This window comes from Sphingomonas sp. BK580 (assembly GCF_014194975.1).
GTDB lineage: Bacteria > Pseudomonadota > Alphaproteobacteria > Sphingomonadales > Sphingomonadaceae > Sphingomonas.
This window is the reverse complement of sequence record NZ_JACIAY010000002.1, coordinates 341909-363388: the sequence shown is the minus strand read 5'-3', so window position 1 is coordinate 363388 and position 21480 is coordinate 341909. Positions and strand designations below refer to the sequence as shown.

Sequence of the window (21480 nt, the reverse complement as noted above, 5' to 3'; positions counted from 1 at the left end):
TCACCGCCTTACCACCCAGGCTCCGGCCTGCGCCCGAGCACCTCGGGAAGCCGCCTCTATCTGCGCAGTTCCACCGCGCCGCTCCCCCACAAGGCCCACCACACGATCGCCGGCTGGAGCAGCAGCCGCGGCGCATGGTACCAGATCGGCAGGCCGGTGCCGCTGCCGAGATCGTGCAGGGCGTGATAGATGTTCGCCGGCCAGACGCCCAGCGCGTAGGCGGCGAGCCCCCAACCCGCGACGCGGCGGGTCGCGCGCGGCAGCAGCATCGCCGCGCCAGCGAGCTCGATCACGCCGGTCACCGCCACGACGGCGACCGGCATGGGAAGCGCGGGCGGCACGATCGCCGCCATCGCGTCGGTGAAGACGAAATGCGCGATCCCACCCAGCGCATAGAACAGCGCGAGCGCCCACCGGCCACAGCGCCGCGCGACACTCTCGCGCTGGCGCTTGAAGCCGTAGGAAGCGTAGCGATCGACCGGCAAGCCGGTCAGACCTCCACGGCCAGCAACGTCACGCCCTCGTACTTGCCATCGCCGGGCACGAACAGCTCGCTGGGCTTGAAACGCCGCGGCGTGATCCGCAGCCCATTGAGGCCTGACAGCTTGAACGCGCCGATCTTGGGCTCCTTCGGCGGCTGGCCGTCGCGTTCGAGCGTCAGCGCGTCGAGATAGATCTCGCCGTGCTTCGTATAGAGGATGTGCGGCGCCAGCGTGACCTCGCCGCGATTGTAGGTCGCCGCGATCGCCTGCTGCTTGACGATCGCCTCGAAGACGATCGGGACGGTGTCGGGAACGGCGCTTGGCTTGTTCATCGTCTGAGCATTCATCACGCTGCCCCTAGCCGATCGCGCTGCGTCGCAGCAAGAACCTCACGCGACCGGCTACGTTCCCATCATAGCACGAGAAACCCCTCAGCGCGGCATCAGCTTCTGTGCGAAATAGGTCATCTGCAGTGCCTGCAGCCGCGCGCCCTGCTCGATGTCCGCATCACCCGAATGCCCGCCGGCCGTGTCCTCGTAGAAGAGATAGGGCAGCCCATATTCCTTCAGCCGCGCGGCGAACTTGCGCGCGTGCTGCGGGCCGACCCGGTCGTCCTTGGTGGTCGTCCAGATGTACGGCTCGGGGTAGCGCACGCCCTTGCGGATGTTCTGGTACGGCGAGATCGTGGCGAGGAAGGCGCGCTCGTCGGGCACGCTGACCGAGCCATATTCGTCGACCCAGGAGGCGCCCGCCGCGATCTGCTCGTACCGCAGCATGTCGAGCAGCGGCACCTGGATCGTGACCGCCTGCCACAGTTCGGGATGCTGGTTGAACTCGACCCCCATCAGCAGCCCGCCGTTCGAGCCACCGTAGATGCCGAGCTTCGACGGGCTGGTCAGCCGCCGCGCGATCAGATCCTGTGCCACCGCGGCGAAGTCGTCGTAGATCACCTGGCGCTTCGTCTTGCGCCCGGCGTCGTGCCACGCGGGACCGAACTCGCCCCCGCCGCGGATGTTGGCGAGCACATAGGCGCCCCCGCGCTCGAGCCACAGCTTGCCGACCGTGGCGACATAGCTCGGCAGCATCGGCACTTCGAAGCCGCCGTACGCTGTCATGATCGTCGGCGTGGTGCCGTCACGCCGCGCGTCGCGGCGGTGGACGACGAAATAGGGCACCTTGGTGCCGTCGCTCGACGTCGCCTCGTACTGATCGGCGACCAGCCCCGCGGCATCGAACTTGGCGGGCAACGCCTTGATCGGCTGCGGCGCGGCGGCGTTCGCGACGTCGAAGCGCGCCAGCGTGGTCGGAGTCAGGAAGCCGGTGGTGGAGAGATAGGCAAGGTCGTTGCGGTCCGACGTGCCCGCGATGCCGAAGCTGGCATTGTCGGGCAGCGCGACGGGGCGCGACGTCCAGCCTTCTCCCTGCGGCGTGTAGACCGCGACTCGGCCACGGACGTTGTCGGTATATTGCAGCAGCAGATGGTGGCGGGTGGTGTCGAGGCCGGTGACTGCCTGGCGTGCGCTCGGCGCGAACACCACGGTCGGCGTCGTGCGCCCTGCCACGAGGTCGCTCAGCGCGACCGCGCCGACCCCGCCGGCGGGTACCCTGCCCCATGGCTCGCTCGTCTCGAAGACCACGCGGCCGTCGATCATCCCCGCCGGCGACGTTCGTTGCGGCAGGTCGAGCGGACGGATCCCCTGCGGGGTCCACAATGCCTTGTCGCCGCCGAAGAAGGTGCGGCGGCGCTCGATGAACACCGCGCGATGGCCTGCGCCGTCGGTGATCGTGCTGGCATAGGTGCCGAGCTGGTCGCCGGCGTCGCCGCGGAACACCTCCAGCGCCTGATCGAGCGGCTGCCCGCGCCGGAGCAGCTTGACGACGAACGGGTAGCTCGACGCGGTCATCGTCCCCGCGCCCCAGTCACGGCTGACCATCAGCGTGTCCTGATCGATCCAGGTCGCACCCTGCTTGGAGGTCGGCAGCACGAAGCCGTCCGCGACGAAGCGGCCTGCGGCGAGGTCGAACTCGCGGTAGGTCACCGCGTCCTCACCGCCCTCGGAGAGAGCGACGAGGCAGCGCGTCTCCTCGGGTTGCAGGCAGGTAAGCCCCTTGTAGACCCACTTGCGCGACTCGGCGCGACTCAGTGCGTCGAGGTCGAGCAACGTCTGCCAGCGCGGCTCCGGCCGGGCATAGTCCTCGACACCGGTCCAGCGCAGGATGCCCTGCGGATGGTCGGCATCGCGCCAGAAATTGACGATCCGTCCCATCAACTGCCCGGGCATCGGGATACGGTCCTTGGCGGCGGCGATCGCCAGCGCCTCGGAGCGGAAGCCCTCGTAGCGCGGGTCGCTCTCCAGTCGCGGCAGCGTGCGCTTGTTCTCCGCCTCGACCCAGGCGAGCGCCTTGGCACCGTCCTTGTCCTCGAGCCAGATATAGGGGTCGTCGCTCATCGCCCTGCTCTGCGCGAGCGTCGGCGCGCCCGCAAGCGCCGCGGCCAATGCCACCCCCATGCCGAACCGGCTCACTCGCGTCATCCTCGTCTCCTCTCACCGCCTTGTGCGGCCGGCCGCGACGCGGAACAAGCCGTGCGCTGACGAGTCACGCCTGCGACGATGCCCTTCGCTGACCCGATCCGCCGCATCCCCGCGCGCGCCACCACCTCCGCCGCGCTCGCCGACGGCCTCCCCACACCGCGCCGCTACGCGGCGGTGGCGGCGCTGTGCTTCGGCACCGCGCTGGTGATCATCGACGGCGGCGTCGCCAATGTCGCGCTGCCCACGATCGCACGCGACCTCGGCGTCGGCTCGTCGGCCGTCGTGGCGATCGTCACCGTCTATCAGCTGATGCTGGTCATGCTGCTGCTGCCCTTCGCCGGACTGGGCGAGCGGATCGGGCTGAAGCGCCTGTACCAGCTCGGTCAGCTCATCTTCACCATCGCGACATTGCTCTGCTTCTTCGCCAAGAGCCTGCCCTTCCTGCTGGTCGTGCGCGCGGCACAGGCGGTCGGTGCGGCGGGCGCACTGGCGGTCGCCTCGGCGCTGATCCGCCAGACCTATCCGAGCGCACAGCTGGGGCGTGGCCTCGGTATCAACTCGGTGGTCGTGTCGAGCTCGGCGGCGGCGGCGCCGACCATCGGCGGACTGGTGCTCGCGGTGGCGCCCTGGCCCTGGGTGTTCGCCAGCGCCATCCCCTTCGCGCTCGCCTCGCTGCTGCTCGGCCGCGCCCTGCCCGACGCGCCGCCGCGCGACCGCCACTTCGACGGCTATGGCGCGGTGATGTGCGCGGCGATGTTCGGCCTCGTGATCGGCGGCGCGGAGAGCGCGGTGCACGGCGACAGCCCGGTCGTTTCCGCCGCGATCGTGCTGCTCGGCGTCGCGGTCGGCGCGATCTATGTGCGGCGCGAGCGGGTGACCGCCAACCCGATCCTGCCGGTCGACCTGCTCGCACGGCCGGTGATCGCGCTGTCGACGATCGGCGGCTTCACCGCCTTCGTCGCCTCGATGACGCTGCTGCTGTCGACGCCGTTTCGGCTGACGCATGAGTACGGCTTCACCGCGGCAGAGGTCGGCGCCGCGATCGCGCCGTGGCCGCTGACCAACATGATCGTCGCGCCGTTGACCGGCTGGCTCTCGGACCGGGTACCCGCGGGCCTGCTCGGCGGCATCGGCATGTCGGTCTCGATCGTCGCGCTCGTGCTGATCGCGCTGATGCCGGCCGACCCGAGCTATTTCGACGTCGCGTGGCGGATGGCGCTGTGCGGCTCGGGGTTCGGCACCTTCCTGCCGCCCAACGCACGGCTGATCATCGGCTCCGCCCCGCGCGAGCGCGCCGCCGCGGCGGGCGGGCTGGTCAGCACGGTGCGGCTGGTCGGACAAACGACCGGGGCCACGCTGGTGTCGGCGCTGCTGGCGGCGGGCGTCGGCGCCGGCGCGGCGCCGCCGCTGGTCTCGGCCGGGCTGGCGCTGGTGGCGGGGCTGTGCAGCCTCGCGCGGCTGCGCCCATCGGTGCGCGACGCGCGCGGCGGCGAGGCGGAGGCGGCGCAACCGGCCACGGTGCGGTGAGCGGCGTCACAGGCGGCAGCGCCCGCGGCACTCGGCTCCCGCGTGCGCGGGAGCACCGCGCCGCCCGAGTAGCGTGATCGAGCTTAGCCTCGCAGCCCGATCCAGGCGAGCCACAGCCACCCAGCGATCAGCAGCGTGCCGCCGATGGGGGTCACCGCGCCGAGCCAGCGCGGCAGGCCGAGCGCCATCAGGTACAAGGTTCCCGCGAACAGGGCGCCGCCCGCGAGGAACAGCCACGCCGGCCCCCGCGCCTCGAGCCGCAGCGCCATCAACGCCGCGACCGCGTGGACGAGCTGATAGTGACTTCCCGTCTTGAGCCACTCCACCGCCGCGCCGCTCGCGCCATGCGCCCCGAAGGCGCCGGCGCCGACCGCCACTGCGCCCGACAGCGCCGCTACCACCATCAACCAGTTCACTCGCGCCGCCCCCCGCCCCATGGCGCCTGCTCGGCGACGAGCGCGCGCGCGGCGCGGAGGTCGCCCGCCTCGATCTGGATGCGCAGGCGCTCACGGTCGCGCGCGCGGTACATCTGCTCGGCGCGGTCGATCTCGGCGGGCGAAACGCCCAGCCCCTCCATCGCCAGCCGCGCCATGCGGATCGCCGACTCGAGCACCTCGCGCACCACCGCGCGCGCCGGCCCCGGCTTGAGCCGCACCAGCGCGCGGCGGTCGAACGCGCGAACGTAGATCGCGGCGCGCGGGAAGGCCTCGTGCACCGCCTCGAGCTGGCCGAGGTCGAGCTGGTCGCCGTCCATGCAGAACATGATCAGCTCCGCCTCCGCCGCGCCCGCCTGGCGCAAGAGGTCGAGCCGCGTGCCGTCGCCGTAATAGACCTTGGAGCCGAACTCCTCGGCGATGTCGATCATCTCGATGTCGGTGTCGATCAGCGTGACGGGGATGTCCTGCATCATCAGCATCTGCCCGACCGTCTGGCCGAACCGGCCGTAGCCGACGATGATCGCGTTGGCCCCGTCGGCCTTAGGCCCGTCGCGGGCCCCGTCGGCGACGATCGGCTCCTCGCGGAAGCGGCGCGTGAACATCATCAGGAAGGGGGTCGTCGCCATCGACAGCGTGATGATCGCGCCGAACAGGCTCGCCGCCTGGGGTGCGATCAGATAGGCGTTCTGCGCCTGGGCGAGCAGCACGAAGCCGAACTCGCCGCCCTGGCTCAGCAGCAGCCCGAGTGCCACCGCCTGCCGCCACTTCATGCGGAAGGCGAGCCCCAGCAGCGTGATGATCCCCGCCTTGGTCACGATCAGCGCCGCCGCCATCGCCACCACGAAGAAGGGCCGCTCGGCGATCGCGTGCAGGTCGAGCATCATGCCGACCGCGAGGAAGAACAGGCCGAGCAGGATCGAGCGGAACGGCTCGACGTCGGTCTCCAGCTCGTGGCGGTAAGGGCTGTCGGCCAGCATCACGCCCGCCACGAACGCGCCGAGGGCGGTGGACAGGCCGAGCCACTCCATCAGCGCGGCCGCGGCGATCACGGTGAACAAAGCGGCGAAGACGAACATCTCGCGCTCGCCGAGATTGCCAATGCCGCGGAACAAGGGACGGAGCACGAAGCGCCCGACCGCGACCAGTCCCGCGATCGCCAGCACGGTATAGACCACCAGCAGCCAGCCCGGCGGCCCCGCCGCCGCCGCGGGGTTGCGGCTCATCGCGGCGATGATCGTGATCATCGGGATGATCGACAGGTCCTGGAACAACAGGATCGAGAAGGCGCGCTCGCCGAACGGCGTGCGTAGCCGCCCCGAGGACTGCAGCATCGGCAGCACCTGCGCGGTCGAGGACAGTGCCAGCGGCATGCCGACCGCGAGCGCGGCCGCCAGGGAGAATTTCGCCGCGAGCGCGAGGATCGCGGCGATCGCCACTCCGCAGCCGACGACCTGGATCGCGCCTAGTCCGAGAATATCCTCCTTGAGCCGCCACAGCCGCGTCGGGCTCAGCTCCAGCCCGACGATGAAGAGCAGCAACGTGATGCCGAGCTCGGCGAAGCCCAGCTTGGTCTCGGCGTCGCCGACCAGCCCGAGCAGCTGCGGCCCGACCAGCGCGCCCGCGACGAGAAAGCCCAGGGTCGCGCCCAGTCCGAGTCGACGGAACAGGAGGACGAAGACCAGCCCCGCGCCGAGCAGGATGGTACCGTCGCGGACCAGCGAGCCGTCGGTGGCGTGTTCCATCAGGCGCTGACCGCGTTCGCGGCGCGCGCCTGCTCGGCGGCGTCCGCTGCCGCTTCGAACGCGAGCCGGATCGAGGGATGCCGCGCGGTCAGCTTGAGCCCCGGCGTGAAGACCGCGATCCCGGGCCAGTCGGGCACGTCGCCGGCCCCGGCGAGCCAGGCGGTGAGCGCGTCGCGCGCCGTCGCCAACTCCTCGGGCGTTCGTCCGATCGCGTGCCGCGCGAGCAGCGTCGACGACGCCTGACCGAGCAGGCAGGCACGCACCTGCGTGCCGAGGGCCGCCACGCGTCCGTCCCCGTCGAGCCCGACGTCGACGGTCACGCGGCTGCCGCAGATCGGCGACCGCTTCTCCGCCGAGCCGGCCGCGCCCTCGAGCCGGTCCGGATACGGGTTGCCGATCGCCAGCGCGCTGATCTCGGGGGTGTACAGGTCCAGGCTCATGACGTCGTCTTGGCTCCATCGGGGCGCGGCGGCAACCGCGGCCCGAACACGGGTTCGCCCGCGCGCCGACGCGCGACGAAGTCGGCGATCGAGCCGCTGGTCGCGGTGAGCAGCGGGTAGGTCCGCGCCCGCGTCAGCCACGCCGGCCGGTGCGACGGCCCGCCGCCGGTCACGTCGAGCACGAGGATGAGCAGAAGATAGGCGAGGCTCGCCAGGATCAACCCCTTGAGCGCGCCGAAGCCGAAGCCTAGCGCGCGGTCGATCGGGCCGAGCACCGAGGTGCGGGTGCGCCGCGCCACCGCGTTGACCACGATCTTGCTGAGGAAGTAGGTGCCCGCGGTGAGGATCACGAAGGCCAGCACCGCGGCGCCCGAGGCGCTACCCACGGTGGCGACGAGCGCGTGCGCGAGCGGGAGGTGGAAGATCTTGAGCGCGAACACCATCGCTACCCAGGCGAACAGGGCCAGCACCTCGCCGACGAACCCGCGCCGCACACCGCCGAGCGCGGTCAGCGCGACCGCGGCGAACACGGCGATGTCGAGCCCCTGCCAATTCATGTCCGCCTCCATATGGCGTGGCAGCGGCGCCGGCTAGCGCGAGTTGTGGTGAGAGCGCGCGCTGGAGCTGCCGCAGCTGCCCGAGATGGTGAGTTCACCCGGCCCAGACGGTCGCGCCGATCCTACTCGCAAGCGGCACAGCTATCGCGCGTCGCTCGCCGGCGGAGCCGGATCCTCCGCACGCCGCCGTGTCGCGCTCCACCCCGGATCGAGGCGGCCGCGCCGCCGCCGGCGTCGCTCCTGCTCCAGGATGGCACCCGCCTCGCGCCCGAGACGGCGCGACGGGTCGTGACGCCGCGCGATCGGCTGGCCGGATGCGACAGCCCTGCGCGACGGGGCGCATCTGCGGTCCGGGACGCTGCCGCCCTACCCTCTCCCGAGCAAGTGATCGACGAACTGCCCCAATGTCCGGAAGCTCGAGCGTCGCATCACCTCGCGCTCCGCGCCCGCGGCGCTGTCGGGCAGCAGCGCGCGCTCGAAGCCGAGCTTGGCCGCTTCCTTGAGCCGCAGTGGCGCGTGCGCGACCGGGCGCAGCTCGCCCGATAGCGCGATCTCGCCGAACGCCACCGCGTCGGCGGGCACCGGCCGCTCGCTCAATGCCGAGACCAGCGCCGCCGCGACCGCGAGATCCGCCGCCGGATCCTGCACGCGATAGCCGCCCGCGACGTTGAGATAGACCTCGCAGGTCGAGAAGCTGAGCCCGCAGCGCGCCTCGAGCACCGCCAGGATCATCGCCAGCCGTCCCGAGTCCCAGCCGACCACCGCGCGCCGCGGCGTCGCGCCGCTGGCGAGCCGCACCACCAGCGCCTGGATCTCGACCAGCACCGGCCGCGTGCCCTCCAGCGCCGGGAAGACGGTGGCACCGGTCACGCCCTCGTCGCGCTGCGTGAGGAACAACGCGGACGGGTTCGACACCTCCGCCAGCCCGTCGCCCGCCATCGCGAAGACGCCGATCTCGTCGGTGCCGCCGAAGCGGTTCTTGAGGCTCCGCAGGATACGGTACTGGTGACTTCGCTCACCCTCGAAGCTCAGCACCGTGTCGACCATATGTTCGAGCACGCGCGGGCCGGCGATGGTACCGTCCTTGGTGACATGCCCGACCAGCACCACCGCGGTGCCGCGCTCCTTGGCGAAGCGGATCAGCTCCTGCGCGCTGGCGCGGACCTGGCTGACCGTGCCGGGGGCGCCCTCGATCAGGTCGGAGTGCATCGTCTGTATCGAGTCGATCACCAGCAGCGTGGGCGGGCGATCCTGCGACAGCGTCGTGAGGATGTCCCGCGTCGAGGTGGCAGCGGCGAGCTTCACCGGCGCGTCGCCCAACCCGAGCCGACGCGCGCGCAGCCGCACCTGATCGGCGGCCTCCTCGCCCGAGACATAGGCGACCTCATGGCCGCCTCGCGCCAACGCCGCCGCGGCCTGAAGCAGCAGCGTCGACTTGCCGATGCCCGGGTCGCCGCCGATCAGCGTCGCCGAGCCCGCCACCAGCCCGCCGCCCAGCGCGCGGTCGAGCTCGGCGATGCCGAATGGCGTCCGCGGCGGCAGCGCTACCTCGGCGTCGAGCCCGATCAGCGCGATCGTGCGCCCCCCGCCCTGCAGGTTGTGCTTGGCCTGGAACGGCGTGGCCGCCAGGGGCGCCTCCTCCACCAACGTGTTCCACTCCGAGCAGTCGGCGCACTGCCCCTGCCAGCGGTGAGTCACCGAACCGCACGACTGGCAGACGTATCGCTTGTGAATTTTCGCCATGACCTCTCGTAGCGCATGAAGAACAGGAAGGGAACGACTGTTCGATGAACGTGCGGTTCACCTCAGGTGCAGGGCGAGTCGGCTATCACCGGGAACCCTCGTTGTGACGCGATCGTTTCAACGCCGATACTTTCTCGTAAACGACCACAGGAGTTTCTCGTGAAGCACTTCGCCGTTTTCGCTCTCGCTTCTGCCGCCACCCTTCCCGGGACCGCGTTGGCACAAGCGGCGGCGCCGGCCCAGGCGCCTGCCACGGGTGCGGCCACGGTCGCCACCGGCGCGACGGTCTATGACACCTCGGGAGGTGTCGTCGGTACCGTCGAGAGCACCGATGGCACCAACGCCGTGGTCAACACCGGCACGGTCAAGGCAGCGATCCCGTTGACCTCGCTCGGCCAGGGCGCGCAGGGCCCGGTGCTGGCGATGACCAAGGCGCAGCTCGAGGCCGCCGCCGGGCAGCAGCAGGCGCAGGCCACCGCCGATTTCAAGTCGAAGCTGGTCCCGGGCGCCACGGTCTATGGCACCGGCGGCACGCAGCTCGGCACGATCAAGTCGGTCGACGCCAGCGGCGTGACGCTGACCACCGCCGACGGGCCCGTCGTGCTGCCGACCAGCGGCTTCGGTCCCGGCCCGCAGGGTATCGTGCTCGGCATGACCGCGGCGCAGCTCAAGGCTGCGATGACCGCGGCAGGCGGCGGCAGCGCGGGCGCGTCGGCATCGACCGGGTCGTCGACCACCGCGGGTGACATGGCCGCCGGCACCACCGCCGCGACCGGCACCGAGAGCGCGTCGACGCCGGGCACCAACGCGGAGGCCTCGACCGCCGCGCCGGGCGCGACGACGACGACGACGAAGGCCAAGCGCAAGCCGCGCTGATCCAGGCCTCGGCTGAGACAGGAGCGCCGCCCGCGTCGACGGACTCGGGCGGCGCTTCGCGTTGAGCCGGTCGGTGCGAACCCGACGGCCGTTCCCCGGCACAGGCCGCGGCCAGTTTGGATGGTCGTTGTCGCCGGATCGCCGCCGCTGCCCACCTGGGCCCCGGCCTGCGCCGGGGCACTAGGATGAGGGTCTCACGCGCAAGCTTGGGAATCGGAGCAGCAGAGCTTGCCCGGCGACGCGGATGGGCGCAGCGTCGCACCGACTCCTCGGGCATGAAGAGGAAGATGTGCCGCGTAGGCGCCTGATCCGGGCCGCCGCGCCCGCACACGAACCGCCGTGGCACCCTCGCGACGGCGCGCGAGCCCCAACTCCCTCACACCGCCGCGACGGCCCTCGGCGCCGCGTCGCGCACGCCCTGGTCGACGTGCTCGGCGAATTGCGCGAAATTGTCGTTGAACAGGTCAACCAGCCGTGCGGCGGCGGCGTCATAGGCTGCCTTGTCCGCCCAGGTCGCGCGCGGGTCGAGGATCGCGCTCTCTACCCCCGGTACCGCCACCGGTACCTTGAACCCGAAGTTGGGATCGGTGCGAAACTCGACGTCATTGAGGCTGCCGTCGAGCGCGGCGTCGAGCAGCGCGCGGGTCGCCTTGATCGGCATGCGATGGCCGACGCCGTACTTGCCGCCGGTCCAGCCGGTGTTGACCAGCCAGCAGTCCACCCCGCCGCGCGCGATCCGCTCCTTGAGGAGATTGCCGTAGACCGAAGGATGGCGCGGCATGAACGGCGCGCCGAAACAGGTGGAGAAGGTCGCGTCGGGCTCGGTCACGCCGATCTCGGTGCCCGCGACACGCGCGGTATAGCCGGACAAGAAGTGGTACATCGCCTGGTCCGCGGTCAGCTTGGCGATCGGCGGGAGGATGCCGTAGGCGTCCGCGGTCAGCATGACGATGCTGCGCGGCGTACCGCCCATGTTGCGCTCGGACGTGTTGGGGATGAAGTCGATCGGATAGGCGCCGCGACTGTTCTCCGCGAGCGAGTTGTCGTCGAGGTCGAGCTGGCGCGTCACCTCGTCCATCACCACGTTCTCGAGCACGGTGCCGAAGCGCTTGGTCGTGGCGAAGATCTCGGGCTCGGCCTCGGGCGAGAGCCGGATCATCTTGGCGTAGCAGCCGCCCTCGAAGTTGAAGACCGCGTCGTCCGACCAGCCGTGCTCGTCGTCGCCGATCAGCGTGCGCTTGGGATCGGCCGACAGTGTCGTCTTGCCGGTGCCCGAGAGGCCGAAGAACACCGCGGTGCGCCCGTCCGCGCCCATGTTCGCCGAGCAGTGCATCGGCATCACGCCGGTCGGCGGCAGCAGATAGTTGAGGATGCCGAACACCGACTTCTTCATCTCGCCGGCGTAGCGCGTGCCCCCGATCAGCACGAGCTTCTCGCTCATGTTCACCGCGATCACGGTCTCGCTGCGGCAGCCGTGACGCGCGGGATCAGCGCGGAAGCTCGGCAGGTCGATGATCGTGTAATCGGCGACGAAGCCCTTGAGCTCGCGCTCCTCGGGACGAACCAGCATGGTGCGGATGAAGAGGTTGTGCCACGCCAACTCGTTGATCACGCGGACGCGGACGCGATGGCCCGGCTGCGAGCCGCCATACAGATCCTGCACGAACAGGTCGCTCCTGGCGCGCAGCGCGGTGAGGAAATCCTGCTTGAGCGCGGCGAAATGGTCGGGCGCCATCGCCTTGTTCGACTTGCCCCACCAGACGCTCGCCTCCGTCTCCGCGTCGCGCACGATGAACTTGTCCTGAGCCGAGCGGCCGGTGTGCTGCCCGGTCTCGACCACCAGCGGTCCGTCGGCGGAGAGCTTGCCCTCGTTGCGCGCCACAGCCGCCTCGACCAGCCGCGCGGTGACCAGGTTCCAGTGGAGCGTGGCGCGGGTCTCGATGCCCTGCGCCTCGAGCCCGGCGTCCGGAATGCGATCGCTCAATGGTCCATCCTCTGCTTCACCGCCGCGCCCTTGCCGAGCGGCCTGTGCTAAACATGTTTTACGCCCACGATCGCCGCGCGTCAAACATGTTAAACACGATCGTGAACCGGCTTGCCGCGTCCCATTGAGCGCGCGCGCGCTTTGGACTACCCACCGAGGCTATGACCCGGATCCTCCGATGACGGCCACGATCGCGCTGGTCGACGACGACCGCAACATTCTCACCTCGGTGTCGATCGCGCTGCAGGCCGAGGGCTTTCTCACGCGGGTCTATTCGGATGGCGAGGCGGCGCTGAAGGCGCTCACCGACAACCCGCCCGACCTCGCCATCTTCGACATCAAGATGCCGCGCATGGACGGGCTGGAGCTGCTGCGCCGCCTGCGCGAGAAGAGCCGGGTCCCCGTGATCTTCCTCACCAGCAAGGACGACGAGCTCGACGAGGCGCTCGGTCTGGCGATGGGGGCGGACGATTATATCGCCAAGCCGTTCAGCCAGCGGCTGCTTATCGCGCGCATCCGCGCCATCCTGCGCCGCACCGAGGGCAGCGCCGCGCCCGGCGGTGAGGATGCCGCCGCGCAGGGACCGATCGAGCGTGGCCGACTCGTGATGGACCCGGCGCGCCACCGCGTCAGCTGGGACGGTCATCACGTGACGCTGACCGTCACCGAGTTCCTGATCCTCGAGACGCTGGCGCAGCGCCCCGGTATCGTGAAGACGCGCAACCAGCTGATGGACGCGGCCTATCAGGACGACATCTACGTCGACGACCGCACCATCGACAGCCATATCAAGCGCGTCCGCCGCAAGTTCCGCGAGGTCGATGCCGGCTTCGACTCGATCGAGACGTTGTATGGCGCCGGCTACCGCTTTTCGGAGGAGTGACGCCGCCGAGCAGGCGCGCTCCTGGTCCGGCAAGGTCTCGCTCACTCCGCGCATCCTCGCGGTCAACATCCTGGCGCTGCTCCTCCTGGCCGGCGGCTTCTTCTACCTCGACTCGTTCCGCACGCGCATCCTCGACGAGCGAGCGGCGCAGGCGTCGCGCGAGGCGCGGCTGATGGCGGAGGCGCTCACCGCCATCCCCGACTCGCGTCGCGACTGGCTGCTGGCACGGCTCGCCACCGACACCGGCACGCGGTTGCGGCTGTATGACGCCGCGGGGATCGCGAGCGCCGACTCGCGCGCGCTCGGCGTCGCCAACTTCCGGCTCGACGACCCCGACGACGATTCGCTCGCCAAGCGCAGCGCGCGCTTTCTCGACGCGGCGATCGACCGCGTCGTGCGCGCCCCGCTCGCGCCGGGCTATCGCGAGCGCGCCGACGGACGACGCTGGCCCGACGTGCGCGCGGTGCTGGCCGGCGCACCCAGCGCGGTCACGGTCTGGCGCGCGCCCGATCGCACCCCGGTGATCACCGCGGCCGCCCCGCTGCCGGGCGGCCGCGCGTTGCTCTCCGCGGTCAACGCGCGCGACATCACCGAGCGGGTGCGGCTCGAGCGCTTCCGGCTCAGCGTGGTGCTGCTGGTGGTCGCGGCGATCTCAATCGGCCTGTCGCTGTTCCTCGCGCGCACCATCGTCAACCCGCTGCGCCGGCTGGCGCGCGCCGCGGTGCGGGTGCGGCTCGGCCGCGCACGCGAGGTGGTGGTGCCGCGACTGCCCGAGCGCCGCGACGAGATCGGCATGCTCGCGCGCGCGCTCAGCGACATGAGCCTCGCGCTACGCGCACGCATCGACGCCACCGAGGCCTTCGCCGCCGACGTCACGCACGAGCTGAAGAATCCCCTCGCCTCGCTCCGCTCCGCCGTGGACGCGCTCGGCCATGTCCGCGCCCCCGACGCGCAGGCGCAGTTGCTCGCGATCGTCGGCGACGACGTGCTTCGGCTCGACCGGCTGATCAGCGACATCTCCGACGCGTCGCGGCTCGACGCCCAGCTCAGTCGCGCGACCTTCGAACCGGTCGACGTCGAGGCGATGCTGGCGGCGATGGTGGCGCAGCGCGAGGCGCGCGGGGTGGCACGCGGCGTGCGCGTCTGGCTCGACGCGCGCGAGCACGGCGAGCTCCACGTGCTCGGCGAGGGCGCGCGGCTGGAGCGGGTCTTCGCCAACCTGATCGACAACGCCATCTCCTTCTCGCCCGACCGAGGTGTCGTCAGCGTCGCGGTTCGGCGCGACCGCTCGATGCTGGAGGTGCGGGTCGAGGACGAGGGCCCGGGCGTGCCCGAGGAGGCGCGAGAGGCGATCTTCCAGCGCTTCCACTCGGTGCGTCCGGCGGAGGAGGGCTTCGGCGAGCATAGCGGGCTGGGCCTCGCCATCGCGCGCACCATCGTCGACGCGCACCAGGGCGAGATCGGCGTCGAGTCGCGCGACGACCGGCTGAGCGGCGCGCGCTTCGTCGTGCGGCTGCCGCTCGCCGAGCGGGAGGCGGCGGCGTGACCGCGCCGGTGACGCTCCACGCCACCGCGGTCGCGCTCGGCGGGCGCGCGGTGCTGCTCACCGGGCCGTCGGGCGCGGGAAAGTCCGATCTCGCGCTGCGGCTGATCGACCGCGGCGCCGAGCTGGTGGCGGACGATTACACGATGCTGGTGCATGACGGGGGCGACCTTGTGGCGGGATCGCCCGCGACGATCGCGGGGCGGATGGAGGTGCGCGGGCTCGGCATCGTCGATCGGCCCTACCGGCGTGTCGCGCCGGTGGCGCTGGTGGTGGCGCTCGGCGAGGAGGGCGAGCGCATGCCCGAGCCGCGCTGGATCGAGCTCGCCGGCGTCACCCTGCCCGAGATCGTGATCGACCCGCGCTGGCCCTCGGCACCGATCAAGGTGGAATATGCGTTGGCACGGCTGAAGGAGATGCCGTCGTGACCGAGGTGCTGCTGATCACCGGCATGGCCGGGGCGGGCGTGACCACCGTGCTCAAGACGCTGGAGGACCTCGGCTGGGAGACGGTGGACAGCGTGCCGCTGTCGCTGCTCACCCGCGTCGTCGCGCTGCCGCCCGACAGCGGCGAGACCCCGCGCCCGCTCGCCTTCGGCTTCGGCACGCGGACGCGCAACTTCGACCCGGCGCGCGTGCTGCGCCGCTTCGAGCAGTTGCGCGAGGAGCCCGGGGTCGAGGTCGGCATGCTGTTCCTCGACTGTTCGGAGGGCGAGCTGGCGCGGCGCTTCGCCGAGACGCGCCGCCGCCACCCGCTCGCCGACGATCGCCCCGCCGCCGACGGCATCGCGCTGGAGCGGCGGCTGCTCGAGCCGCTGCGCGCGCGCGCCAACCGCCTGATCGACACGACCCGGCTGACCAGCAACCAGCTGGCGCAGGAGATCCGCCGCACGTTCCGCCGCGACGGCACCGTCGGCACGACGCTGACGGTCGAGTCGTTCGGCTTCGCGCGCGGCGTGCCGGCCGGGGTCGACCTGGTCTTCGACATGCGCTTCCTGCGCAACCCGCACTGGGTGCCCGAGCTACGCCCGCATACCGGGCTGGACTCTGACGTCGCCGCCTATGTCGCGGCGGATCCGGCCTATGATGAGGCAGTTGGCCGGATCGAGGAGTTGCTCCTGCTGCTCGTCCCGCGCTATCACGCCGAGGGCAAGCCCTACGTCACCGTCGCCTTCGGGTGCACCGGCGGCAAGCACCGCTCGGTGCACGTCGCCGAGCGGGTCGGTCGTCGGTTGCGCGAGGCGGGCTTTTGTCCCACCATCACGCATCGTGACCTGGCGGCGGCACCGCAGGATGCGCTCGAAGGACGACCATCGCGTCAATGAACGAAGTATCGAAGCCCATGCTCGGACCCGTGATCGGTCTGGTGCTCGTCACCCACGGCCGCCTCGCGGACGAGTTCGTGACGGCGATGGAACATGTCGTCGGCCCGCAGGGCCAGGTGCGCACCGTCGCGATCGGTCCCGACGACGACATGGAGGCGCGCCGCGCCGACATCGCCGGTGCGATCGCCGAGGTCGACTCGGGGCGCGGCGTGATCGTGCTGACCGACCTGTTCGGCGGTACCCCGTCCAACCTCGCCATCTCGCTGATGGAGCGCGGCCGGATCGAGGTGATCGCGGGGATCAACCTGCCGATGCTGATCCGGCTCGAGTCGGCGCGCAAGGCGATGACGGTCACCGCCGCGGTCGCCGCCGCGCGCGAGGCGGGGCGGAAGTATATCTCGGTGGCGTCGGAAGTGCTCGGCGAGGCGGCGGCGTGACGGTGTCGCGCACCGTGGAGGTGACCAACCGCCGCGGGCTGCACGCGCGCGCCAGCGCCAAGTTCGTCACGCTCGCCTCGGGCCAGCCCGCGCCGGTGAAGGTCGCCAAGGGCGATTCGGAGGTGGTCGGCACCTCGATCATGGGCCTGATGATGCTCGGCGCCGCCAAGGGCGACCAGATCACGATCAGCGCCGAGGGCGACTCGGCAGAGGACGTGGTCGCGACGATGTGCGCGCTGGTCGAGGGCAAGTTCGGCGAGGACTGAGGTCCGCGCCGCCATCCGCCGATGCCCCGCACCGTCACCGCCTATTCCAACCCGCTCGTCAAGCGCGTGCAAGGGCTGCGCGACAAGCGCCACCGTCGCGAGGAGGGCCTCTTCCTCGCCGAGGGTCTGCGCATCCTCACCGAGGCGCGCGAGACCGGGCGCGTGCCGGTCTACCTCTTCTACGCCGCGGCGAGCGCGCGCCATCCGCTGGTGCTCGCCCTGGTCGAGGCGGTCGAGGCGCGCGGCGGCGAGGCGATCGAGACCATCCCCGACATCCTCGCCAAACTCTCGGGCAAGGACAACCCGCAGGCGGTGGTCGGCGTGTTCGAGACCTTCGAGACGCCGCTCACCGCGCTCGACCGCCACACCGCGCCGATCTGGCTGGTGGCAGAGCGGCTGCGCGATCCCGGCAATCTCGGCACGATCCTGCGCACCGGCGACGCGGTCGGCGCGGGCGGGCTGATCCTAGTCGACGAGTGCGTCGACCCGTTCTCGACCGAGGCGGTGCGCGCCAGCATGGGGGCGCTGTTCACGGTGCCGATCGCGCGCGCACCCTGGGCCGACTTCCTGGCCTGGCTGCGCGGGGGCGCGGGGCAGCTGGTCGGGTTGAGCCTGCAGACCGAGCGGGGCTATCGCGCGGTGCGCTACGACGCGCCGACCTTCCTGCTGACCGGCAACGAGGCGCAGGGGCTCCCCGCATCCTATGAGGCCGAGTGCGACCTGCTGGTCAAGCTGCCGATGCTGGGCAAGGCCGACAGCCTCAACGCCGCGGTGGCGACAGCGGTGATGGCCTATGAGGTGCTGGCGCAGCATCGCACGTGACTGGTGTAGCGCGCCCCGGGGCGCGAACGTTGCGAATGTTGAGTCGGATGCGGGAGGAGCGGCAGGTGCCAATGTCGCGAACGTCGGGTCACTGGCGCGGGTAGCGAGCGAGACTGGCACGCGGGCGCGGATCGCCCGTGGCGGAGAGAACGGCGGGGTTGCGGCCGCACGGTCACGCCGCCGTGCCAGCGCCCCGGCCCCGACGTAGGACAGAGCCGCTGCGAGCACCATCGGCGGCGCAGCGGCGCACACCGGCGCGGTGAAGCTATCGAGAGAGGCACGAGCACGATCTTGGTCGCGATCGCCGCGGCGGGAACGTCAAGCGCCCCCACCGCCGACGTGTGCGTCGCTCACAGGCAGGTGACGGCGCCGCCTGCGGCCCCTTTCGACTTGGCGCAGAGCAGGATCGGCTGGGTCTCGACCAGTCGCAACGATCGCACCATCCGCTCGGTCGCGCTCTTGTACCGCAGGAAGTGCGGCGAACGGATATGCGCCTCATAAGCGGCACGACTGGCGTAGACTTCGAGGAGCCGCACCGACGTCGGCCGCTCGACCAGCGCGACCGAGTGGAGCATCAGCACGCCGGGTTCGAGCCGCACCGACGCCGCCTGTTCCTCGGCGAGGAGCCGCTTGTACGTCTCGAGCTGGGCCGGATCGATCTCGAGCTCGGCGATCCGTACCATCGGCGCGGGCTCGGGCGTCGGCGACGCACCGGTCGTGCCGGCGGCGAGCGCCGCGGCGGCGAGGAACGACACACTCATCGCGATACTCCCGTCATCTCGATGGCCAACGGGCCCCGCTATTCCGCGGCATCCTCCAGCGCCCCCTCGCTCAGCGCGAGCGGCTCTGCCGCTGCCAGCTTCGTCAACGGCCGCGCCGCCTGCTCGCCGACCGGGAGCGGATCGAGCGTCTTGTTGCCGGTGTCGACGTTGAGCGCCTCGAAGCGCCGCGCACTCGTCAGAACCTGGCTCTCCAGGCTGCCCACGAAGCTGTTGTAGGCGCCCATCGCGGTGTCGAGGTTCTTGCCGAGCCGCGCCACGTGCGTCCCCATCGTCGCCAGCCTCGCGTACAATTCCTTGCCGAGCGCGCCGATCTCCTGCGCCTCGCGCGCCAGTTTCTCCTGCCGCCACACCGCCGAGACGGTGCGCGCGATCGCGATCAGGTTGGTCGGCGTCGCCAGCAGGACGCGGCGATCGAACGCGAAGTCCCACAAGGTCGGGTCGTGCTCCAGCGCGGCGGAGAGGAAATGCTCGCCGGGGACGAACATCACCACATATTCGGGCGCGTCGGCGAACTGAGTCCAATAGGCCTTGGCGCCGAGTGCGCTGACGTGCGCGCGCATCGACTGGGCGTGCGCGGCGAGTCCGAGCTGGCGCTCCGACTCGTCCACCGCGCCGAACGCGTCCTGATAGGCGTTGAGCGATACCTTGGCGTCGACGATCAGCGACTTGCCGCCGGGCACGCGGACGATCGCGTCGGGGCGCAGCCGCCCGCCGTCCTCACCCGCGACGCTGACCTCCATCTGGAAGTCGGTGTGCTCGGCGAGACCGCACGATTCGAGCACGTTGCGCAGCTGTTGCTCGCCCCAGCGCCCGCGCGCCTTGGGCGCGTTGCGCAGCGCGTTGACCAGCTTCGCGGCCTCGCCCGAGACGCGCTCCTGCCCGGCGCGCATCGCCTCGATCTGGCCGTGGAGCTGGCCGAAGGCGTCGCGCCGCTCGGCCTCGATCTTGGCGACACCCTCCTCGTAGCGCTGAAGCCGGTCGTTGACCGGCTGGAGCAACGCCTTGAGCCCCTGCCCCGCCTGCTCCTCGGACTGGCGCAGCCGCGCCTCGGCGCGCTCGAGGAAGGCTTTCTGCGCGTCGGTGAGCGCGGTCTGCGCGGCGTCGCGGAAGCGCGCGCTGAGCTCGTCCGCGGCGAGCTTGAGGTCGGCGATGCGCTGCTCGGCGGCGCGCCCCTCGGCGCTGAGCCGCGCCACCTCGAGCCGCGCCGCCTCGCGCTCGTCGCGCGCCCGGGCGAGCTCGGCGCGGAGCGGCTCGGCGGCGCGCGCGCGCTCCTCCGCGCCGGCGAGATCGGCGATGGCGCGGCGGAACAGCTCGGCCTGCGCGTCGCGCTCGGCACGGATGCGCTCGGCCGCGGCGCGGGTCAGCAGCCAGCCGGCGAGCACGCCCAGCGCGAGCGCGATCAGCGCGACGGGAAGGATGTCGGTCATGGCCGGAACATAGATCGAACGGGGGCGCGGTCGCAAGCGGTGGATGGGTTGGCGGGATCATCAGCGGCGGCCGTGCTCCCGCGAACGCGCGACCTCCGGGGAAAGAGACGATGCCGCTCGTCGGCTAGCGCTTCTCCCGCGAGCGCGGGAACCCAGCCCACGAAACAACGGCTTCTGGCGCGGGAGTGCCTGGGCACCCGCGTGCGCGGGAGCACGTGAAGGAGTTCCGCAGAGGTCTCGAGAACGCGGGTTCAGCGGACGGCGACTGTGACGATGGCGACCCTGGGCTCCCGCGTGCGCAGGAACACGGGCGCGATCGGGCACTCCTCCTCGCGCACCTGAAGGCGTCCCGAACTCATTGCGGGATCCACCGCTCGCGCGTCTCACTGCCGTATGAAAGCGTCGCACCAGGGACCCTGAGGCGACTCCAGGATGACGCCAGCGGGAAGGGCGGCGCCCCTTCCCTTCCGCTCACCCCCCGCGGCGGAGCTTGTCCAGCTTCTTCAGCAACATGCCCCGCTTCAGGCGCGAGATATGGTCGATGAACAGCACGCCGTTGAGATGGTCGATCTCGTGCTGCATGCAGGTCGACATCAGCCCCTCGAACTCGGCCTCGTGGCGCTCGCCCGCGGTGTCGAGCCACGTCACCCGGCAGCGCTCGGGGCGGGTCACCTCGGCATATTGCTCGGGGATCGACAGGCAGCCCTCGTTGTAGCTCGACTGCTCGTCGCTGACCCAGCTGATCTCGGGGTTGATGAAGGCCTGGGGCGCGCGCGCCGCCTCGGGCGGCTCGCCCTCCTCCAGCTCGCGCTCCTGCAGGTCGATCACGACGATCCGCCGCAGGATGCCCACCTGGATCGCGGCGAGCCCGATCCCGCGCGCGTCGTACATCGTGTCGAACATGTCGGCGACGACGCCGCGCACCTCGTCGTTGACCTCGGCGACGGGCGCGCAGGTCTCGCGCAGCCGCGCGTCGGGTACCTCTACGATGGGAAGAATGGCCATGCGCGCGAGCTAGGGGGCCGCCGGAGAAGCGTCAAGCGAGCGCGCTCACGCCACCGGGCGCCGCGCGCGCAGCGCCTGCGCCAGCGTGCCCTCGTCGAGATAGTCGAGCTCGCCGCCGACCGGCAGGCCGTGCGCCAGCTGGGTGAGCCGCACCGGGAAGCGTTCGAGCCGCTCGGCGAGATAATGCGCGGTGGTCTGGCCCTCCAGCGTCGCGTTCATCGCCAGCACCACCTCGTCCACCCCGCCACCGGCGACACGCGCGAGCAGCGGCTCGATCGCGAGGTCCTCGGGGCGCACGCCCTCGAGCGCCGAGAGCCGCCCGCCGAGCACGTGGAAGCGCCCCGGGAACAGCCGCGACCGCTCCAGCGCCCAGAGATCGGCGACGTCCTCGACGACGCAGAGCGAGCGGTCGTCGCGGCGCGGGTCGGCGCAGATCGCGCACGGGTCGGTGGTGTCGACGTTGCCGCAGGTCGAGCAGGTCGACAGCCGTTCCTCCACCGCCACCAGCGCCGAGCGGAGCGGCGCCAGCGCGCCCTCACGCTTCTTGACGAGGTGGAGCACCGCGCGGCGCGCCGAGCGCGGGCCGAAACCGGGGAGCCGCGCCAGCGCGTTGGTCAGCGCCTCGATCTCGGGGGATGCCATGCGGAACAGATAGGGGGTTGCGTCGCG

General features: G+C 71.2%; 22 protein-coding genes. 9 read left to right on the top strand and 13 right to left on the bottom strand.

The features are described from left to right. Positions 1 to 56 precede the first annotated feature (56 nt). The 3 genes from FHY05_RS04965 to FHY05_RS04955 all read right to left on the bottom strand — a co-directional run bounded on the left by FHY05_RS04965 (position 57) and on the right by FHY05_RS04955 (position 3016). Complete coding sequence (locus FHY05_RS04965) at positions 57 to 485, bottom strand: hypothetical protein (protein WP_260181224.1); 429 nt, start codon at positions 483 to 485, stop codon at positions 57 to 59. Positions 486 to 490: 5 nt separating this feature from the next. Then, a complete protein-coding gene (locus FHY05_RS04960; protein ID WP_183943273.1) occupies positions 491 to 814 on the bottom strand; it encodes a hypothetical protein in 324 nt (107 codons plus the stop codon). 99 nt (positions 815 to 913) lie between these two features. Beyond that, the gene (locus FHY05_RS04955; protein ID WP_409321578.1) at positions 914 to 3016 is read right to left on the bottom strand and encodes a prolyl oligopeptidase family serine peptidase; all 2103 of its coding nucleotides are present in this window, start codon (positions 3014 to 3016) and stop codon (positions 914 to 916) included. Between the two features lie 78 nt (positions 3017 to 3094). Between FHY05_RS04955 and FHY05_RS04950 the strand changes: the two genes are divergently transcribed. Continuing rightward, entirely contained in the window at positions 3095 to 4543 is a 1449-nt protein-coding gene (locus FHY05_RS04950; protein WP_183943272.1) for an MFS transporter, read from the top strand. 83 nt (positions 4544 to 4626) lie between these two features. On the opposite strand, the gene FHY05_RS04945 is transcribed toward FHY05_RS04950, so the two are convergent. From FHY05_RS04945 to radA, 5 genes are all read right to left on the bottom strand, one after another. Then, positions 4627 to 4947 (bottom strand): DUF423 domain-containing protein, encoded by a 321-nt coding sequence (locus FHY05_RS04945; protein ID WP_183943558.1) that lies wholly within the window; start codon positions 4945 to 4947, stop codon positions 4627 to 4629. Between the two features lie 8 nt (positions 4948 to 4955). Continuing rightward, positions 4956 to 6722, bottom strand: a complete 1767-nt coding sequence (locus tag FHY05_RS04940) for a cation:proton antiporter (protein WP_183943271.1) — start codon at positions 6720 to 6722, stop codon at positions 4956 to 4958. Continuing rightward, positions 6722 to 7162, bottom strand: coding sequence for an iron-sulfur cluster assembly scaffold protein (locus tag FHY05_RS04935; protein WP_183943270.1), 441 nt, complete (start codon positions 7160 to 7162; stop codon positions 6722 to 6724). The genes FHY05_RS04940 and FHY05_RS04935 overlap by 1 nt, the downstream gene beginning before the upstream one ends. Further along, entirely contained in the window at positions 7159 to 7719 is a 561-nt protein-coding gene (locus FHY05_RS04930; protein ID WP_183943269.1) for a CvpA family protein, read from the bottom strand. The genes FHY05_RS04935 and FHY05_RS04930 overlap by 4 nt, the downstream gene beginning before the upstream one ends. Before the next feature lie 366 nt (positions 7720 to 8085). After that, positions 8086 to 9462, bottom strand: a complete 1377-nt coding sequence (gene radA / locus FHY05_RS04925) for a DNA repair protein RadA (RefSeq protein WP_183943268.1) — start codon at positions 9460 to 9462, stop codon at positions 8086 to 8088. A gap of 159 nt (positions 9463 to 9621) precedes the next feature. On the opposite strand from radA, the gene FHY05_RS04920 reads away from it, so the two are divergent. Then, positions 9622 to 10338 carry a hypothetical protein gene (locus FHY05_RS04920; protein WP_183943267.1) on the top strand — a complete coding sequence of 239 codons (717 nt, stop codon included), beginning with the start codon at positions 9622 to 9624 and terminating at the stop codon, positions 10336 to 10338. Positions 10339 to 10714: 376 nt separating this feature from the next. On the opposite strand, the gene FHY05_RS04915 is transcribed toward FHY05_RS04920, so the two are convergent. After that, positions 10715 to 12322, bottom strand: coding sequence for a phosphoenolpyruvate carboxykinase (locus FHY05_RS04915; RefSeq protein WP_183943266.1), 1608 nt, complete (start codon positions 12320 to 12322; stop codon positions 10715 to 10717). Positions 12323 to 12500: 178 nt separating this feature from the next. Between FHY05_RS04915 and FHY05_RS04910 the strand changes: the two genes are divergently transcribed. The 7 genes from FHY05_RS04910 to FHY05_RS04880 are packed head-to-tail and all read left to right on the top strand — an operon-like array spanning position 12501 to position 17597. Next, entirely contained in the window at positions 12501 to 13205 is a 705-nt protein-coding gene (locus FHY05_RS04910; protein WP_183943265.1) for a response regulator transcription factor, read from the top strand. Continuing rightward, positions 13174 to 14751, top strand: a complete 1578-nt coding sequence (locus tag FHY05_RS04905; protein WP_183943264.1) for a stimulus-sensing domain-containing protein — start codon at positions 13174 to 13176, stop codon at positions 14749 to 14751. The genes FHY05_RS04910 and FHY05_RS04905 overlap by 32 nt, the downstream gene beginning before the upstream one ends. Further along, the gene (locus FHY05_RS04900; protein ID WP_183943263.1) at positions 14748 to 15176 is read left to right on the top strand and encodes an HPr kinase/phosphorylase; all 429 of its coding nucleotides are present in this window, start codon (positions 14748 to 14750) and stop codon (positions 15174 to 15176) included. The genes FHY05_RS04905 and FHY05_RS04900 overlap by 4 nt, the downstream gene beginning before the upstream one ends. Then, positions 15173 to 16072, top strand: a complete 900-nt coding sequence (gene rapZ, locus FHY05_RS04895; RefSeq protein WP_311732373.1) for an RNase adapter RapZ — start codon at positions 15173 to 15175, stop codon at positions 16070 to 16072. Before FHY05_RS04900 ends, rapZ begins: the two co-directional genes overlap by 4 nt. A gap of 29 nt (positions 16073 to 16101) precedes the next feature. After that, complete coding sequence (locus FHY05_RS04890) at positions 16102 to 16509, top strand: PTS sugar transporter subunit IIA (protein WP_183921381.1); 408 nt, start codon at positions 16102 to 16104, stop codon at positions 16507 to 16509. Then, on the top strand, positions 16506 to 16775 hold the full coding sequence (locus tag FHY05_RS04885; RefSeq protein ID WP_183919901.1) for an HPr family phosphocarrier protein: 270 nt from the start codon (positions 16506 to 16508) through the stop codon (positions 16773 to 16775). The genes FHY05_RS04890 and FHY05_RS04885 overlap by 4 nt, the downstream gene beginning before the upstream one ends. A 21-nt stretch (positions 16776 to 16796) precedes the next feature. Continuing rightward, on the top strand, positions 16797 to 17597 hold the full coding sequence (locus tag FHY05_RS04880) for an RNA methyltransferase (protein ID WP_183943262.1): 801 nt from the start codon (positions 16797 to 16799) through the stop codon (positions 17595 to 17597). Positions 17598 to 17947: 350 nt separating this feature from the next. Here FHY05_RS04880 and FHY05_RS04875 read toward each other — a convergent pair whose 3' ends face one another. The 4 genes from FHY05_RS04875 to recR form a co-directional block, all read right to left on the bottom strand. Beyond that, the gene (locus FHY05_RS04875) at positions 17948 to 18358 is read right to left on the bottom strand and encodes a putative quinol monooxygenase (RefSeq protein ID WP_183943261.1); all 411 of its coding nucleotides are present in this window, start codon (positions 18356 to 18358) and stop codon (positions 17948 to 17950) included. A 38-nt stretch (positions 18359 to 18396) separates the two neighbouring features. Continuing rightward, positions 18397 to 19806, bottom strand: a complete 1410-nt coding sequence (rmuC, locus tag FHY05_RS04870) for a DNA recombination protein RmuC (protein ID WP_183943260.1) — start codon at positions 19804 to 19806, stop codon at positions 18397 to 18399. A 471-nt stretch (positions 19807 to 20277) separates the two neighbouring features. Next, the gene (gene def / locus FHY05_RS04865; RefSeq protein ID WP_183943259.1) at positions 20278 to 20811 is read right to left on the bottom strand and encodes a peptide deformylase; all 534 of its coding nucleotides are present in this window, start codon (positions 20809 to 20811) and stop codon (positions 20278 to 20280) included. Between the two features lie 45 nt (positions 20812 to 20856). Next, a complete protein-coding gene (gene recR, locus FHY05_RS04860) occupies positions 20857 to 21453 on the bottom strand; it encodes a recombination mediator RecR (protein ID WP_183943556.1) in 597 nt (198 codons plus the stop codon). Positions 21454 to 21480: the final 27 nt, after the last annotated feature.

Coding starts and splice junctions, on each gene's coding strand:
- FHY05_RS04960 (WP_183943273.1), bottom strand. CDS start 814: ATGAACAAGCCAAGCGCCGTTCCCGACACCGTCCCGATCGTCTTCGAG.
- FHY05_RS04955 (WP_409321578.1), bottom strand. CDS start 3,016: ATGACGCGAGTGAGCCGGTTCGGCATGGGGGTGGCATTGGCCGCGGCG.
- FHY05_RS04950 (WP_183943272.1), top strand. CDS start 3,095: ATGCCCTTCGCTGACCCGATCCGCCGCATCCCCGCGCGCGCCACCACC.
- FHY05_RS04945 (WP_183943558.1), bottom strand. CDS start 4,947: ATGGTGGTAGCGGCGCTGTCGGGCGCAGTGGCGGTCGGCGCCGGCGCC.
- FHY05_RS04940 (WP_183943271.1), bottom strand. CDS start 6,722: ATGGAACACGCCACCGACGGCTCGCTGGTCCGCGACGGTACCATCCTG.
- FHY05_RS04935 (WP_183943270.1), bottom strand. CDS start 7,162: ATGAGCCTGGACCTGTACACCCCCGAGATCAGCGCGCTGGCGATCGGC.
- FHY05_RS04930 (WP_183943269.1), bottom strand. CDS start 7,719: ATGAATTGGCAGGGGCTCGACATCGCCGTGTTCGCCGCGGTCGCGCTG.
- radA (WP_183943268.1), bottom strand. CDS start 9,462: ATGGCGAAAATTCACAAGCGATACGTCTGCCAGTCGTGCGGTTCGGTG.
- FHY05_RS04910 (WP_183943265.1), top strand. CDS start 12,501: ATGACGGCCACGATCGCGCTGGTCGACGACGACCGCAACATTCTCACC.
- FHY05_RS04905 (WP_183943264.1), top strand. CDS start 13,174: ATGGCGCCGGCTACCGCTTTTCGGAGGAGTGACGCCGCCGAGCAGGCG.
- FHY05_RS04880 (WP_183943262.1), top strand. CDS start 16,797: ATGCCCCGCACCGTCACCGCCTATTCCAACCCGCTCGTCAAGCGCGTG.
- FHY05_RS04875 (WP_183943261.1), bottom strand. CDS start 18,358: ATGAGTGTGTCGTTCCTCGCCGCCGCGGCGCTCGCCGCCGGCACGACC.
- rmuC (WP_183943260.1), bottom strand. CDS start 19,806: ATGACCGACATCCTTCCCGTCGCGCTGATCGCGCTCGCGCTGGGCGTG.
- def (WP_183943259.1), bottom strand. CDS start 20,811: ATGGCCATTCTTCCCATCGTAGAGGTACCCGACGCGCGGCTGCGCGAG.
- recR (WP_183943556.1), bottom strand. CDS start 21,453: ATGGCATCCCCCGAGATCGAGGCGCTGACCAACGCGCTGGCGCGGCTC.